We start from the raw sequence: 14,908 nt of genomic DNA on the forward strand, positions 1-14,908 counted from the left end.
TCGTAAGATGCCGGGCAACGCCTTCTCGATTAAAGCCCACGCTCATGGCCCCACGCATAAAAACCCGCGAACGTATCGTCCAGAACAGCCTGGAGCTGTTCAACCAGCAGGGCGAGCGCAGTGTCAGCACCAACCACATTGCGGCCCACATGGAGATTTCGCCGGGCAACCTGTATTACCACTTCCCCAACAAGCAGGCGATCATCGCCGTGCTGTTCTGCGAGTACGAAGCCCTGGTCGACAGCTTCCTGCGCCTGCCCCAGGGCCGTACCGTGACCGTCGAGGACAAGCGCTATTACCTGCAGGAGCTGCTGGCCGCCATGTGGCGCTATCGCTTCCTGCACCGCGACCTGGAACACCTGCTCGACAGCGACGCCGAACTGGCCGCCCGTTATCGGCGCTTCTCCCAGCGCTGCCTGATCCACGGCACGGCGATCTACGAAGGTTTCGTCGAGGTCGGCATCCTGCGGATGGACAAGGTGCAGATCGAGTCCCTGACCCTCAATGCCTGGATCATCCTTACCTCCTGGGTGCGTTTTTTGTGCACCACCCGGGAAAACTCCGCGCACCTGAGCGAAGAAGCCATCAAGCGCGGCGTGTATCAGGTGCTGGTGCTGGAAGCCGGATTTGTCACCGACCACGCCCGGGAGGCGGTCGACGCGCTATACGACGAGTTTTACGTGCCCCTGGCGCAAGCCCTGGAAGAAGTGCAGTAGGATCTGGATCAAGTCATCGTTCAATTACTGGAGCCCGTCATGCCCATCGCGCAACTGATCAGTCCACAGCAATTGGCCGCTCGCCTGGAGCAGCCCGGGCTGGTGATTCTCGATTGTCGTTTTGCCCTGGAAGACCCGGATTACGGCCAGCGCAGTTATGCCAGTGGGCATCTGGCCGGCGCGCATTTTGCCGACCTGGAGCGCGACCTCAGTGGCCGGGTGGTCAAGGGCGTGACCGGGCGCCATCCGCTACCCGAACCGGCGACGCTGATCGCGCGCCTGCAAGCCTGGGGCATCGACGCCGACAGTGACATCGTGCTTTACGACGACGGCCCCGGTGCCTATGCCGCCCGCGCCTGGTGGCTGCTGGCCTGGCTGGGCAAGCGCGACGGCGTGTTCATTCTCGATGGCGGCCTGAAAGCCTGGCACGCCGCGGGCCTGCCATTGAGCCTGGATCCACCGGCCAATGTCCCCGGCCACTTCACTGGCCAGCCCGACCAATCCCTGCTGTTGAGTGCCGAGCAACTGCAAAAGCACCTCGGCCAGCCGACCCTGACCCTGCTCGACGCCCGCGCCCAGCCACGTTTTCGCGGCGAAGTGGAGCCGATCGACCCGGTGGCCGGGCATATCCCCGGCGCGCAATGCGCGGCTTTCACCGACAACCTGGGCAGCGACGGCCGTTTCCTGCCGGCCGATCAGCTCAAGAAGCGTTTTGCCGCGAAGCTGGGCGAGCGTTCGCCGAGCGAACTGGTGGCGTACTGCGGCTCGGGCGTGACCGCCTGTCACAACCTGTTCGCCCTGTGCCTGGCCGGTTATCCCCTGGGCAGGCTGTATGCCGGCTCCTGGAGCGAATGGATCACCGATCTGCAGCGCGCAGTCGCCACGGGCGACTGAGCCAAAACCATTCCTGTAGGAGCGAGCTTGCTCGCGAAAAAAACCTTTCGGCGGCGTGATCTGCCAGAAATGGCGTGCCGTCTGCAAGGGTGGATCGCGAGCAAGCTCGCTCCTGCAAGGGAGTGTCGGTTCAGAAGGACTGGCGAGCGCTGCGATAGGCCGCCGGCCCCACGCCGTAGACCTGCTTGAACTGCCGGCTCAGATGGCTCTGGTCGGCGAACCCCAATTGTGTCGCCACTTCCAGCGGCAGGCAGCCGTCGCGCAGCAGTGCCCGGGCCTGGGCGATGCGCTGTTGCATCAGCCAGGTGTGCGGCGGCATGCCGGTGGCGCGGCGGAACACCCGGGCGAAATGGAAGGGCGAAAGATTCACCGCCGCGGCCAGTTCCTCCAGGGAGGGCGGGGCCGCCAGCTGCGCTTGCAGCAACTCCTTGGCCTGGACGATCGCCCGGTGTTCCCGCCCGGGTTTGCCCGGCGCCTTGACCCCGGCGTGACGCCGCAGCAGCAAGAGCATCATTTCCCGCCACAGGGTCTGTTGTTGCAGGGCGGTGGCCGGGCTTTCCAGCAGTTGATGCAACTGGCAGAAACCGCTGACCAGATCGGGGTCGCGATACAGCGTGGCGCCGAAGGCCGGCAGGCTGTCGGTGGGTAACTCCAGTTCGCCGAGCATGGTGAGGATCTGCGCGTTGTCCGGATAAAACGCCCGGTACAGCCAGCCGTCCTCGGTGCCTTTGTGGCCGGTGTGCAGCTCGTCCGGGTTGATCAGCACCAGGGTGCCACGCCCCGCCAGATGCTCGGCGCCGCGATAACGGTAGCGCTGGGCGCCGTCCATGATCATGCCGATCACATAGCCGTCATGCACATGGGGCACGAAGCGATGTTCGATGTAACGCGCGGCCAGCAACTCCACGCCGGCCAAGGGCGCGGTCTGCCAGAAACGGATCGACTCGCCCTGGCCGCCGTTCATCGCAACTCGCCCCCCAGGCCGGACAGCCACTGGGGAATGCGCCGCTCCAGGTAATAACCCGGAGTCTTCACCGAGCCCTCGACAAAACCGACGTGCCCGCCCTTGGCCTGCAGCTCGAAGTGGGTGCTGCCGGACAGCTCGCCGGCTTCCGGCAGGCTGTGGGGGAACACGAAAGGATCATCCGCGGCCTGGATAATCAGGGTTTGCGTGCGGATTTCCCCCAGGAAATAACGGCTGGAGGCGCGCCGGTAATAGTCCTGGGCGTCGGCGAAACCATTCAGCGGCGCGGTGACCCGGCCGTCGAAGTCCCAGAAGGTGCGCATCTTCTCCAGCGGCCCGAGCCGCTCCAGCACGGCCAGGCCCTCATGGCGCCCGTCGTGCTGGAACTGGCGCTGCTTGTCCTTGATGTAGGCCAGCATCTCGCGCATGAAATGCGCCTGGTAGACCTTGGAAAACCCCTGGCCGATGCGGTCGGCGCACTGGTCCAGGCGAAACGGCACCGACACCGCGACGGCGCCTTGCAACTGACTGGCGCTGCCGCTTTCCCCCAGGTGCTTGAGCAATACATTGCCGCCCAGCGAGTAGCCCACCGCGAACAGCGGGGCCTGCGGGCGTTTGCTGCGCAGGTGGTCGATGGCGGCGGCCAGGTCTTCGCTGGCCCCCGAGTGGTAACTGCGCGGCAGCAGGTTGGGTTCGCCCGAGCAGCCACGCCAGTTCAGCGCCGCGCTGGCCCAGCCCTGGCTCGCCAGGGCCTTTTGCAGGCCGGCCACGTAAGGCGAGTTGGAAGAGCCGGTCAGGCCGTGCAGCACCAGCACCAGGGGCGCGGTGGCGGAGTGCGGGCCGTGCCAGTCGAGATCGAGAAAGTCGCCGTCGTCGAGCCACAGGCGTTCGCGCTGGCGCTCGAGGTGAGTGGTCTTGCGCCACAGCGGGCCCCACAGGGTCTGCAGGTGCGGGTTGCCGAGGCCGAAGGCGGGAATGAAACGATCTGACGGAGTAGGCACGGTGATTCTCGTCGCAGCGGTGCGCGTCCCCGGCGGGGCTGCGCACCTTTTCAGGCCAGTGGTTTAACCGGCGATCTCTGCCATACGTTGCCACAAGGCGTAGTACACCTGCCCGGATTTTTGCTCGCGATGCAGGCGCCAGTTCGCCGGGAGGCCGAGGGTCGAAGGCGCGGTTTCACTTTCGGTATAGACCCAGGCATCGTCGGCCAGCCAGTCGCGTTCTTCCAGCAGGGCACAGGCGGCCGGCAGCAGGTTCTGATGGAACGGCGGGTCGAGGAACACCAGGTCGAAACGGCTGGCCGGCTGGGTTTCCAGATAACGCAGGGCGTCAGCGGTCTGCACCTGGCCGACGGTGCAGCGCAGAGTGCCCAGGTGTTCGCGCAGGCGCGACACGGCCAGGTTGCTGGCATCCAGCGCCTGGCCCATGGCGGCGCCACGGGACAGGGCTTCGAGAAACAGCGCGCCGCTGCCGGCGAACAGGTCGAGCACCTTGGCCCCGGCGACATAGGGCGCCAGCCAGTTGAACAGGGTTTCGCGCACCCGGTCCGGGGTCGGGCGCAGGCCCGGCACATCGGGGAAGCTCAGGCGGCGGCTGCGCCACTCGCCGCCGATGATGCGCAGTTGGCCCACACCGTTGTGCTGGTTATGGACGGGTTTCTTGCTGGGACGCGATGGGCTGGCCATTAGTGCTCCGGAACCCCGAGCGGCTGCTCGGCGGGTTTGTCAGTAGGGGCCGGCAACGGCTTTTGCGGCACGGTCGGGCCGGCAGTGACGATGACTATCTTGTCGGCGCTCAGGTGCTTGTTCAGTACGTCCCGGACCTGCTCCACGGTCAGGCTCTGGGACTGCTGCATGAAGTCTTCAAGATAGCTCAGCGGCAGGTTGTAGAAGCCGATGGCGCCCAGTTGGCCGACGATGTCGGCGTTGCTGGCGGTGGACAGCGGGAAGCTGCCGGCCAGTTCGCGCTTGGCGTCGTCGAGTTCCTTCTGGGTCGGGCCGGTCTTGAGGTAGTCGGCGAGCACGTCCTGCACCAGCTTGAGGGTGCCCTCGCTCATTTCGGCACGGGTCTGCAGGTTGATCATGAACGGGCCACGGGCCTGCATCGGGCTGAAGCCGGAATAGACGCCGTAGGTCAGGCCGCGCTTCTCGCGCACTTCGCTCATCAGCCGGGTGCCAAAACCGCCGCCGCCAAGGATCTGGTTGCCCAGGGACAGCGCGGCGTAGTCCGGGTCGTCACGATCGATGCCCAGTTGCGCCAGCAGCAGGCTGGTCTGGCTGGAGGGGTATTCGATATGGCCGACGCTGGCCTCTGGCTCGCTCGGCTGCGGGATTTTCGCCAGCGCCGGGCCTTTGGGCAGGGCGGCGGAGATCTGCGCGGCAATCGCCTCGGCATCGCTGCGCGACAGGTCGCCCACCAATGCGATCACCACGTTGCCGGCGGCATAGGCCTTGGCGTGGAACGCCCGCAGTTGGGCCAAGCTGATCGGCGGCACGCTCTGCGCGGTGCCATCGCTGGAATGGGCATACGGATGGCTGCCGTACAGGCGCTTCATCAGTTCCAGGCTCGCCAGCTTGCCGGGGTTCTGCTTCTGGTACTCGAAGCCGGCGAGCATCTGGTTCTTGATGCGCGCCAGGGAGTCGGCCGGGAAGGTCGGCTTGCCGACGACATCGGCGAACAGCTGCAGGGCCGGCGTGCGTTTGTCCGGCGCGCTGAGGCTGCGCAGGGACGCGATGGCCATGTCCTTGTAGGCGCCGTTGCCGAAATCGGCACCCAGGCCCTCGAAACCTTCGGCGATCGCGCCGACATCCTTGCCGGCCACGCCTTCGTTGAGCATGGCGTTGGTCAGCATCGCCAGGCCTGGCGCGTCGCCATCCTGGCTGCTGCCGGCGGCGAAGGTCAGGCGCATGTCGAACATCGGCAGCTCATGGGCTTCGACGAACAGCACCTTGGCGCCTTCGGCAGTGCTCCAGGTCTTGATGTCGAGGCTGCGGCGGCTTGGGGCCTTGCCGTCGAGCTCGGCCAGGGATTGCAGCTTCTGGCTGCTCTTGGCCTTGTCCAGCGCCTGGCTGGCGTCGGATGGGTCCGCGCGCAGCAGATAAAGGCCGGCGGCGGCGATCAGGGCCACGAGTGCCAGGCCGAGCAGGACCGGGCTGGCGCTTTTGCGCTTACTCATGAGCGGACTCCTCAGGCAATACGTGGGCAACGCTCAGGCGTTCGCGGGTGAAATAGGTACGAGCGGCCTTCTGGATGTCTTCAGGGGTCACGCTTTGCAGTTCGGCGAGTTCGGTGTCCATGAGTTTCCAGGACAGGCCGACGGTTTCCAGCTGGCCGATGGCGGTGGCCTGGCTGGTGATGGAGTCACGTTCGTAGACCAGGCCGGCGATCACCTGGGCGCGCACGCGTTCCAGTTCTTCGGCGGTCGGCGGGGTGGTTTTCAGCTCTTCGAGCAGGCGCCACAGTCCGGCTTCGGCCTGGGCGATGGTTTTCTTCTTCTGGCTGTTGGGCATGGCCGAAAGCAGGAACAGGCTGTCGCCGCGGGTGTAGGCGTCGAAGCTCGACGAGCCGCCGGACACCAGCTCTTCGCCGCGCTCCAGGCGGGTCGGGATGCGGGCGCTGTAGCCGCCGTCGAGCAGCGCGGCGATCAGGCGCAGGGCGTGCACCGAATGCTTGTCTTCGGCGGTGGCGATGCTCGGCACGTTGAAGGCCAACATCACGCTCGGCAGCTGGGTCTTCACCCGCAGGGTGATCTGCCGCTCGCCGGGCTCGGCCAGTTCCAGGGGAATCTTCGCCGCGGGCACGGCGCGCTTGGGAATGGTGCCGAAATAACGTTGGGCCAGGGTTTTGACTTCGTCCGGGGTCACGTCGCCGACCACCACCAGGGTGGCGTTGTTCGGCACGTACCAGGATTCATACCAGTGGCGCAGTTCCTCGACCTTCATCCGGTTGAGGTCGGCCATCCAGCCGATGGTCGGTGTGTGGTAGCCGCTGGCCGGGTAGGCCATCGCCTTGAAGCGCTCGAAGGCCTTGGACATCGGCTTGTCGTCGGTGCGCAGGCGGCGCTCTTCCTTGATCACTTCGATTTCGCGGCTGAACTCGTCGGGCGGCAGGCGCAGGCTGGCCATGCGATCGGCTTCCAGCTCGAAGGCCACGCCCAGGCGGTCACGGGCCAGCACCTGGTAATAGGCGGTGAAATCGTCGCTGGTGAAGGCGTTCTCTTCGGCGCCCAGGTCGCGCAGGATCAGCGAGGCTTCGCCGGGGCCGACCTTTTCGCTGCCTTTGAACATCATGTGTTCCAGGGCGTGGGACAAACCGGTCTGGCCCGGGGTTTCGTAGCTGGAGCCGACTTTGTACCAGACCTGGGAGACCACGACCGGAGCCCGATGGTCTTCGCGGACCACGACCTTGAGGCCGTTGTCGAGGGTGAATTCGTGGGTGGGTTGTGGATCGGCAGCCAAGGCTGAAAGGGGCAGACAAACCGTACTGAGCAGCAGGCCTGCGGCGCGGCGGGCTAGAGCATTCATTCGTTTTTTAAACCTGTTGGACTGCCCGCTTGGTCTTAGCCTACGGGCGAGGAGGTGCTAGGATACTGATCCGTTTTACTGGCGGCCACGCCTATCAGGCTCGCATGGATCAATGTGTGCTTGAGCAGGTTGTATGGGTTCCCGGCAAAAAGCGCTGTTTTATCGACTAGACTTCGACTTTTCGCCGATTTTGCCGTTTCAGTCCTTTAGTAAAATCGATCCTTGAGATGCCATTGGGCACCTCGACAAAATGTTGCGCGTGAACAAGCCGGCGGAAACGCAGTCTGTTCTGCATCGAATATTTATTTGCCGGTGCGCCTTGATGGCGCGTCGCTACCTTGAGATAGCCGTCCTCCATGTTTGGTTCCAACGACGACAAGAAGACCCCAGCCGCGGCTGGCGAGAAGAAAGGCCTGTTCGGATGGCTGCGCAAAAAGCCGCAGGAAACCGTCGTCGAACAGCCACAAGTCCCTGTCGAGCCTGCCCCGGCTCCCGCTCCCGTTATAGAACAAGCCCCGGTTGCCGAGGCCGCGGCTCCTGTGGCGTTGCCGATCGCCGAGCCGATCCGGCAGCCTGAACAGCCCGCACCAGCGGCCGAACCTGCTCCTGCGCCAGAACTGCCGCTGACCCCCGATGCCGAGCACAAGCCCTGGCTGACCCTGCCGGTGGCGGAAGAGCCGGTGGCGCTGGTGGAAGACGAGCAGGCGCCGCACATTACCCCGCCGATTCCGGCCGCGACCGATCTGCAGCAAGCCGCCGAGCTGTTGGTGGCCGAGTTGGCACACAGCAGCGAGCCAACTGAAGCCCAGGCGCAGATCGAAGAAGAGGACGTGCCACAACCGGTGATCCCGGCTTTCGTGAAGCCCGAACCTGTTCCAGAACCGGAGCCTGCCCCGGTTGTCGTTGCTCCAGTTGCTCCAGTTGCTCCAGTTGCTCCAGTTGCTCCAGTCGCGGCGGTCGAAGCGCCCGCTGTCGCCGAGCCGCCCCGTGCCGAGGAAAACAAAGTCGGCTTCTTCGCCCGCCTCAAGCAGGGCCTGTCCAAGACCAGCGCCAGCATCGGCGAAGGCATGGCCAGCCTGTTCCTGGGCAAGAAGACCATCGACGACGAGCTGCTGGAAGATATCGAAACCCGCCTGCTGACCGCCGACGTGGGCGTGGAAGCCACCGCGGTGATCATTCGGAACCTGACCCAGAAGGTCGCGCGCAAACAACTGACCGACGTCGATGCGCTGTACAAGTCGCTGCAGGCCGAGCTGGCGAGCATGCTCAAGCCGGTGGAGCAGCCGCTGCGGATCGCTTCGCAAACCAAGCCGTTCGTGATCCTGGTGGTGGGCGTCAACGGCGCCGGCAAGACCACCACCATCGGCAAGCTGGCCAAGAAGCTGCAGCTCGAAGGCAAGAAGGTCATGCTCGCCGCGGGCGACACCTTCCGCGCCGCGGCCGTGGAACAGCTGCAGGTCTGGGGCGAGCGCAACAAGATCCCGGTGATCGCCCAGCACACTGGCGCCGATTCGGCTTCGGTGATCTTCGACGCCGTGCAGGCCGCCAAGGCCCGTGGCATCGATGTGTTGATCGCTGACACCGCCGGTCGCCTGCACACCAAAGACAACCTGATGGAAGAGTTGAAGAAGGTTCGCCGGGTGATCGGCAAGCTGGACGCCGACGCGCCGCACGAAGTGCTGCTGGTGCTCGACGCCGGTACTGGCCAGAATGCCATCAACCAGGCCAAGCAGTTCAACCAGACGGTCGAGCTGACCGGCCTGGCCCTGACCAAGCTCGATGGCACCGCCAAGGGCGGGGTGATCTTCGCCCTGGCCAAGCAGTTCGGCCTGCCGATCCGCTACATCGGCGTCGGTGAGGGCATCGACGACCTGCGTACCTTTGAAGCCGAACCCTTTGTCCAGGCACTGTTTGCCGAGCGGGAGCGTTCATGATTCGTTTCGAACAGGTCGGTAAGCGTTACTCGAACGGCCATGTCGGCCTGCACGAGCTGAGTTTCCGGGTTCGTCGCGGCGAGTTTCTGTTCGTCACCGGCCACTCCGGCGCCGGCAAGTCCACGCTGCTGCGGTTGCTGCTGGCCATGGAGCGCCCAACCAGCGGCAAGCTGCTGTTGGCCGGTCAGGACCTGAGCACCATCAGCAATGCGCAGATTCCATTCCTGCGGCGGCAGATCGGCGTGGTGTTCCAGAACCACCAGCTGCTGTTCGATCGCACCGTTTTCAACAACGTCGCCTTGCCGCTGCAGATCCTCGGCCTGTCCAAGGCTGAAATCGCCAAGCGCGTGGACTCGGCCCTGGAGCGCGTGGCGCTCTCGGACAAGATCGATCTCTACCCGGGCGATCTGTCCACCGGTCAGCAGCAGCGTGTCGGCATTGCCCGCGCCATCGTGCACCGCCCGGCCTTGCTGCTGGCGGACGAACCCACAGGTAACCTCGACCCGCGTCTGGCGGCGGAAATCATGGGCGTATTCGAAGATATCAACCGTCTGGGCACCAGCGTGCTGATCGCCAGTCACGACCTGGCGCTGATCGCGCGCATGCGTCACCGCATGCTGACCCTGCAACGCGGCCGATTGATCGGCGACGGGGAGGCTGGCGTATGAGTGCGACCCGTAGCCCCAAAGTGGCCGAACGCGTGGCGCCGAAAGCCTCGGACCAGCCGCCGCAGAAGAAAAAGCGCGACGAAGACGACGGCCCGGATTTCGGCACCCTGCTGCATGCCTGGATCGAAAGCCACCGCGCCAGCCTGCTGGACAGCCTGCGTCGCCTGGGCAAGCAGCCGATCGGCAGCTTCTTCACCTGCCTGGTGATGGCCGTGGCCCTGAGCCTGCCGATGGGCTTGTCGTTGTTGCTCAACAACGTCGAGCGCCTGGGCGGGTCCTGGCAGCGCGCGGCGCAGATTTCCCTGTACCTGGAACTCGACGCCAGCGCCACCGAGGGCGAAAGCCTGAGCGAGCAGATCAAGGCCATGCCGGGCGTGGCGGATGCCGAGTTCATCAGCAAGGACAAGGCCCTGGACGAGTTCCAGCAGCAGTCCGGGCTGGGCGAGGCGCTCAAGGAGTTGCCGCAGAACCCGCTGCCGGGCGTGGTCCTGGTCACGCCGAACGAAGTGGACAAGGCAACCCTGGAAGCCTTGCGTCAGCGCCTGGCAGAAATGCCCAAGGTGCAACAGGCGCAACTGGACCTGGTGTGGGTCGAGCGGCTGGCGGCGATCCTCAAGCTGGGTGACCGGTTTGTCTTCGGCCTGACGGTGTTGCTGGTTTCCGCATTACTTTTGGTGATAGGCAATACCATTCGTCTTCATATTGAAAACCGCCGCACCGAGATAGAAGTGATTAAACTCGTCGGCGGCACGGACAGTTATGTGCGGCGTCCCTTCCTTTATATGGGCGCCCTGTATGGCTTCGGTGCGGGGATACTGTCCTGGGGTGTTCTGGCGTTCGGCCTCGACTGGCTGAACGACGCGGTGGTGGGGCTGGCCGGTTTGTACGGCAGTGATTTTGCCCTGGCTGGCGTGCCGGTCGCCGATGGTCTATCACTCTTGCTTGGCGCGGTGTTGTTGGGGTATATCGGTGCGTGGATTGCGGTCGCCCGCCACTTGCGGGAGCTGGCGCCGAAATAGTGTCTTTTTGCTTGTATTGACCTTTTAGAATTTTTGGGAACTTGTTTTGCGGTTTCCGGTCAATTTTCAGCAGTGCTGAATAAGCACGAGTTATGTGAGTCGGAGGTTTTTTCGTATGACCACTTCTTTGCAACCTGCTTATGCCTTGGTCCCGGGTGCGAACCTGGAGGCCTATGTGCACACGGTGAACAGCATTCCCTTGCTGACGCCCGAGCAGGAGCGTGAACTGGCCGAGAGTCTCTACTATGAGCAGGATCTTGAGGCGGCTCGGCAGATGGTGCTCGCCCACCTGCGTTTTGTCGTACATATCGCCCGTAGCTATTCCGGCTACGGTCTGGCCCAGGCCGACCTGATTCAGGAAGGCAATGTCGGGTTGATGAAGGCTGTAAAACGCTTCAACCCGGAAATGGGTGTGCGTCTGGTTTCGTTCGCCGTGCACTGGATCAAGGCGGAAATCCACGAGTTCATCCTGCGCAACTGGCGCATTGTGAAAGTCGCGACCACCAAGGCCCAGCGCAAGCTGTTCTTCAACCTGCGCAGCCAGAAGAAGCGCCTGGCCTGGTTGAACAACGAAGAAGTCCATCGTGTGGCGGAAAGCCTCGGTGTGGAGCCGCGCGAAGTGCGCGAGATGGAAAGCCGCCTGACCGGCCATGACATGGCCTTCGACCCAGCCGCCGAAGCGGATGACGACAGCGCCTTCCAATCGCCGGCCAACTACCTGGAAGACCACCGGTACGATCCGGCCCGTCAGCTGGAAGATGCCGACTGGACCGACAACTCCACCAGCAACCTGCACGAGGCGCTGGAAGTGTTGGACGACCGCAGCCGCGACATTCTCTACCAGCGCTGGCTGGCGGAAGAGAAAGCCACGCTGCACGACCTGGCACAGAAGTACAACGTGTCGGCCGAGCGTATTCGTCAGCTCGAGAAGAGCGCGATGAACAAGCTCAAACTGTCGATTGCCGCGTAATACGGCCACGCAATAAAAAACGCCCCGATCCTATCGGGGCGTTTTTGTTTGTGGCGTTGGCGCTGTGGTGTCTGTGGGGACGTTATCGCGAGCAAGCAAGAAGACGCGGGCCTGTAGCGCGATCGGATCCTGGGCGTCACTGCGCCCACAGCGCCTTGCGCGAATCGTTCAGGCCCAGCAGGTAGCTGTCGCCACCCAACTGGCTCATCTGTCGGCGGATCCAGCCGGCTCGTTGTGCCACATAGCCGCTCGGATGGCTGGCGCTCCATACCCGTGGGTTGGGCAGGACCGCGGCCAGCAGGCTGGCCTGTTGCCGCGACAGCGAGCCCGCGCTGACGCCGAAGTGATGCCGCGCCGCGGCCTCGGCGCCAAATACGCCTTCGTCCCACTCGGCGCTGTTGAGGTAGACCTCGAGAATCCGTTGCTTGGGCCAGAAGATCTCGATCAGCCCGGTGAACCAGGCTTCCAGCCCTTTGCGCAGCCAACTGCGCCCAGACCACAGGAACAGGTTCTTCGCCACCTGCTGGCTCAGGGTGCTGGCGCCGCGGATCGAGCCGCCGCGCTCGTTGTGGGCAAAGGCGGCCTGGATCGCGCCAATGTCGAACCCCCAGTGCTCAGGGAACTTCTGGTCTTCGCCGGCGATCACCGCCACCTTCAGGTCGTCGGAGATTTCGTCCCAGGGTTTCCAGCTGCGTTGCAGGTCGATGGGTTCGCCGTCGATCCAGGATTCGATCTTGCGTTCGACCATCAAGGCCGTGCCCGGAGGCGGCACGACGCGGAACACCAGCACCAGCAAAACGCTGCCGGCGGCGAACCAGAGCAGGGCTTTAGAGAAACGACGGAAAAATAAACGCAGCATAGAGATGGCTTGGCCGAACCCATTGAGCGCGCCATTATACAGGCCCGACCGACGATTCTGACTGGAGTTCCTCATGCTGCGTGGCTTCCTGATGCTGGCCGCCTTTTTCGGCTTTACCGGCATTGCCCTGGGCGCATTTGCCGCCCACGGCCTGAAAAATCGCCTGAGCGCGGAATACCTGGCGATTTTCCATACCGGCGTCACCTACCAGCTGGTGCATGCCCTGGCGCTGCTGGGTGTGGCGCTGCTGGCCACGCAGATTCCCGGCCGCCTGGCGACCTGGGCCGGCGCTTCGTTCGCCATCGGCATCCTGCTGTTTTCCGGCAGCCTCTACCTGCTGACCCTGACCGGTTTCAGCAAGCTGGGCATCGTCACCCCCTTCGGTGGCCTGGCCTTCCTGGTCGGCTGGTTATGCCTGGGTCTTGCCGCCTGGCGGTTGAGCTGACCGGCAGGTCCATTTCGAGACGAATGGCTTGGGTCGGCCAGACTGATCGGGCTAGAATGCTGGCCCCTAAAAATGATGGCGGCATTCGGCATGCGCATTCAATTGAACGGCGAATCCTTTGAACTGCCCGACGGCGAAACCGTTGCGGCCCTGCTGACCCGTCTGGACCTGACCGGACGCCGGATCGCGGTCGAACTCAACCTGGATATCGTCCCGCGCAGCCAGCACGCCGAGACCACCCTCAACGAGGGCGATCAGGTCGAAGTGGTACACGCCATCGGCGGCGGCTAGCCACCCGGGCCAGGGCTGGCCCCACCCACGTATTCTGCAAGAACCTCACCCCAACAGAGGATTTCCGATGAGCAACGTTCGCAGCGACAAGCCTTTCGTCCTGGCCGGTCGTACTTACCAGTCGCGTTTGCTGGTAGGCACCGGCAAGTACCGTGACATGGAAGAAACCCGCCTGGCTATCGAAGCCTCGGGGGCCGAGATCGTCACCGTCGCCGTGCGTCGGACCAATATCGGGCAGAACCCGGGCGAACCGAACCTGCTGGATATCCTGCCGCCGGATCGCTACACCATCCTGCCGAACACCGCTGGCTGCTATGACGCGGTCGAGGCCGTGCGCACCTGCCGCCTGGCCCGTGAACTGCTCGACGGTCATAACCTGGTGAAGCTGGAAGTGCTGGCCGACCAGAAAACCCTGTTCCCCAACGTGCTGGAAACCCTCAAGGCCGCCGAAGTGCTGGTCAAGGAAGGTTTCGACGTGATGGTGTACACCAGCGATGACCCGATCATCGCCCGCCAGCTGGCGGAAATGGGCTGCATCGCGGTCATGCCGCTGGCCGGCCTGATCGGTACCGGCCTGGGGATCTGCAACCCGTACAACCTGCAGATCATCCTCGAAGAAGCCAAGGTCCCGGTGCTGGTGGATGCCGGTGTCGGCACTGCCTCCGACGCCACCATCGCCATGGAGCTGGGTTGCGAAGCGGTGCTGATGAACTCGGCCATCGCCCATGCGCAACAACCGGTGCTGATGGCCGAAGCCATGAAGCACGCCATTGTGGCAGGCCGCCTGGCGTACCTCGCCGGCCGCATGCCGAAGAAACTCTATGCCAGCGCCTCCTCGCCGCTGGATGGTCTGATCAAGTAAGAGCCATTGATGACTGAATCAAACGACACGCCAATCCAGCCGGAAGCCGGCGACGAGCGCCAACACCGCCGCATCAAGAGTTTCGTGATGCGCGCCGGGCGCATGACCGAAGGCCAGCAGCGCGGCCTGGAGCAGGGCGCGCCGCTGTATGTGCTGCCGCTGGCCGACGCGCCGGTGGATTTCGATCAGGTGTTTGGTCGCTCGGCGCCACGCTCCCTGGAAATCGGCTTCGGCATGGGCCACTCGCTGCTGGAAATGGCCGCAGCCGCGCCGGAGCAGGATTTCATTGGTGTGGAAGTGCACCGTCCGGGTGTCGGCGCGTTGCTCAACGGCGTGCTGACCCAGGGCCTGACCAACCTGCGAGTCTACGATTGCGATGCGATCGAGGTGCTCAACCGTTGCATCGCCGATAACAGCCTGGATCGCCTGATGCTGTTTTTCCCCGATCCGTGGCACAAGAGCCGTCACCACAAGCGGCGTATCGTCCAGGCGTCCTTCGCCGAGCTGGTGCACAGCAAGCTGAAGGTCGGCGGCATCCTGCATATGGCCACCGACTGGGAGCCTTACGCCGAGTACATGCTGGAAGTGATGAATGTCGCGCCGGGTTACCGCAACCTGGCCGAAGACGGCAAGTGCGTGCCACGCCCGGCCGAACGCCCGATCACCAAGTTCGAGCGCCGCGGCGAACGCCTGGGCCATGGGGTATGGGACCTGAAGTTCGAAAAGCTGGCGTGAGCCCTGCTGTGTAGGAGCATCCGGTCGA

Annotated in this window: 16 protein-coding genes; 10 read left to right on the top strand and 6 right to left on the bottom strand. The window is 64.1% G+C overall.

Annotated features, from left to right (window positions below; all coding sequences use genetic code 11):
- Positions 1-44 precede the first annotated feature (44 nt).
- Positions 45-716, top strand: a complete 672-nt coding sequence (locus tag BMY68_RS16765) for a TetR/AcrR family transcriptional regulator (protein WP_085532975.1) — start codon at positions 45-47, stop codon at positions 714-716.
- A gap of 39 nt (positions 717-755) precedes the next feature.
- Positions 756-1,610 carry a sulfurtransferase gene (locus BMY68_RS16770; protein WP_085532977.1) on the top strand — a complete coding sequence of 285 codons (855 nt, stop codon included), beginning with the start codon at positions 756-758 and terminating at the stop codon, positions 1,608-1,610.
- A 130-nt stretch (positions 1,611-1,740) separates the two neighbouring features.
- Here the strand turns inward: BMY68_RS16770 and BMY68_RS16775 are convergent, their stop codons facing one another.
- From BMY68_RS16775 to BMY68_RS16795, 5 genes are all read right to left on the bottom strand, one after another.
- A complete protein-coding gene (locus tag BMY68_RS16775) occupies positions 1,741-2,574 on the bottom strand; it encodes an AraC family transcriptional regulator (protein WP_085532978.1) in 834 nt (277 codons plus the stop codon).
- Positions 2,571-3,575 carry a hydrolase gene (locus BMY68_RS16780; RefSeq protein ID WP_085532980.1) on the bottom strand — a complete coding sequence of 335 codons (1,005 nt, stop codon included), beginning with the start codon at positions 3,573-3,575 and terminating at the stop codon, positions 2,571-2,573. Before BMY68_RS16780 ends, BMY68_RS16775 begins: the two co-directional genes overlap by 4 nt.
- Positions 3,576-3,638: 63 nt before the next feature.
- Complete coding sequence (rsmD, locus tag BMY68_RS16785; RefSeq protein ID WP_007921224.1) at positions 3,639-4,259, bottom strand: 16S rRNA (guanine(966)-N(2))-methyltransferase RsmD; 621 nt, start codon at positions 4,257-4,259, stop codon at positions 3,639-3,641.
- The gene (locus BMY68_RS16790) at positions 4,259-5,749 is read right to left on the bottom strand and encodes a M16 family metallopeptidase (RefSeq protein WP_085532982.1); all 1,491 of its coding nucleotides are present in this window, start codon (positions 5,747-5,749) and stop codon (positions 4,259-4,261) included. Before BMY68_RS16790 ends, rsmD begins: the two co-directional genes overlap by 1 nt.
- Positions 5,742-7,097: a M16 family metallopeptidase gene (locus tag BMY68_RS16795; protein ID WP_009046040.1), complete on the bottom strand. Its 1,356-nt coding sequence runs from the start codon at positions 7,095-7,097 to the stop codon at positions 5,742-5,744. The genes BMY68_RS16790 and BMY68_RS16795 overlap by 8 nt, the downstream gene beginning before the upstream one ends.
- Positions 7,098-7,453: 356 nt before the next feature.
- Here BMY68_RS16795 and ftsY point away from each other — a divergent pair, with 356 nt between their 5' ends.
- From ftsY to rpoH, 4 genes are all read left to right on the top strand, one after another.
- Positions 7,454-9,031 carry a signal recognition particle-docking protein FtsY gene (ftsY, locus tag BMY68_RS16800; RefSeq protein WP_085532984.1) on the top strand — a complete coding sequence of 526 codons (1,578 nt, stop codon included), beginning with the start codon at positions 7,454-7,456 and terminating at the stop codon, positions 9,029-9,031.
- Complete coding sequence (gene ftsE, locus BMY68_RS16805; RefSeq protein ID WP_085532986.1) at positions 9,028-9,699, top strand: cell division ATP-binding protein FtsE; 672 nt, start codon at positions 9,028-9,030, stop codon at positions 9,697-9,699. Before ftsY ends, ftsE begins: the two co-directional genes overlap by 4 nt.
- The gene (ftsX, locus tag BMY68_RS16810; RefSeq protein WP_009046038.1) at positions 9,696-10,718 is read left to right on the top strand and encodes a permease-like cell division protein FtsX; all 1,023 of its coding nucleotides are present in this window, start codon (positions 9,696-9,698) and stop codon (positions 10,716-10,718) included. The genes ftsE and ftsX overlap by 4 nt, the downstream gene beginning before the upstream one ends.
- A gap of 115 nt (positions 10,719-10,833) precedes the next feature.
- Positions 10,834-11,688: an RNA polymerase sigma factor RpoH gene (gene rpoH, locus BMY68_RS16815; protein WP_007921212.1), complete on the top strand. Its 855-nt coding sequence runs from the start codon at positions 10,834-10,836 to the stop codon at positions 11,686-11,688.
- Between the two features lie 136 nt (positions 11,689-11,824).
- Here rpoH and mtgA read toward each other — a convergent pair whose 3' ends face one another.
- Positions 11,825-12,547, bottom strand: coding sequence for a monofunctional biosynthetic peptidoglycan transglycosylase (gene mtgA / locus BMY68_RS16820; protein ID WP_009046037.1), 723 nt, complete (start codon positions 12,545-12,547; stop codon positions 11,825-11,827).
- Positions 12,548-12,620: 73 nt separating this feature from the next.
- Between mtgA and BMY68_RS16825 the strand changes: the two genes are divergently transcribed.
- The 4 genes from BMY68_RS16825 to trmB all read left to right on the top strand — a co-directional run bounded on the left by BMY68_RS16825 (position 12,621) and on the right by trmB (position 14,880).
- A complete protein-coding gene (locus tag BMY68_RS16825; RefSeq protein ID WP_085532988.1) occupies positions 12,621-12,992 on the top strand; it encodes a DUF423 domain-containing protein in 372 nt (123 codons plus the stop codon).
- A gap of 90 nt (positions 12,993-13,082) precedes the next feature.
- The gene (gene thiS / locus BMY68_RS16830; RefSeq protein ID WP_007921206.1) at positions 13,083-13,283 is read left to right on the top strand and encodes a sulfur carrier protein ThiS; all 201 of its coding nucleotides are present in this window, start codon (positions 13,083-13,085) and stop codon (positions 13,281-13,283) included.
- A 67-nt stretch (positions 13,284-13,350) separates the two neighbouring features.
- Positions 13,351-14,145, top strand: a complete 795-nt coding sequence (locus tag BMY68_RS16835) for a thiazole synthase (RefSeq protein WP_007921204.1) — start codon at positions 13,351-13,353, stop codon at positions 14,143-14,145.
- 9 nt (positions 14,146-14,154) lie between these two features.
- Positions 14,155-14,880 (top strand): tRNA (guanosine(46)-N7)-methyltransferase TrmB, encoded by a 726-nt coding sequence (gene trmB, locus BMY68_RS16840; protein ID WP_085532989.1) that lies wholly within the window; start codon positions 14,155-14,157, stop codon positions 14,878-14,880.
- Positions 14,881-14,908: the final 28 nt, after the last annotated feature.

The sequence above is a fragment of the Pseudomonas sp. NFACC41-3 genome (genome assembly GCF_900109505.1).
GTDB classification, from domain to species: Bacteria; Pseudomonadota; Gammaproteobacteria; order Pseudomonadales; family Pseudomonadaceae; genus Aquipseudomonas; species Aquipseudomonas chlororaphis.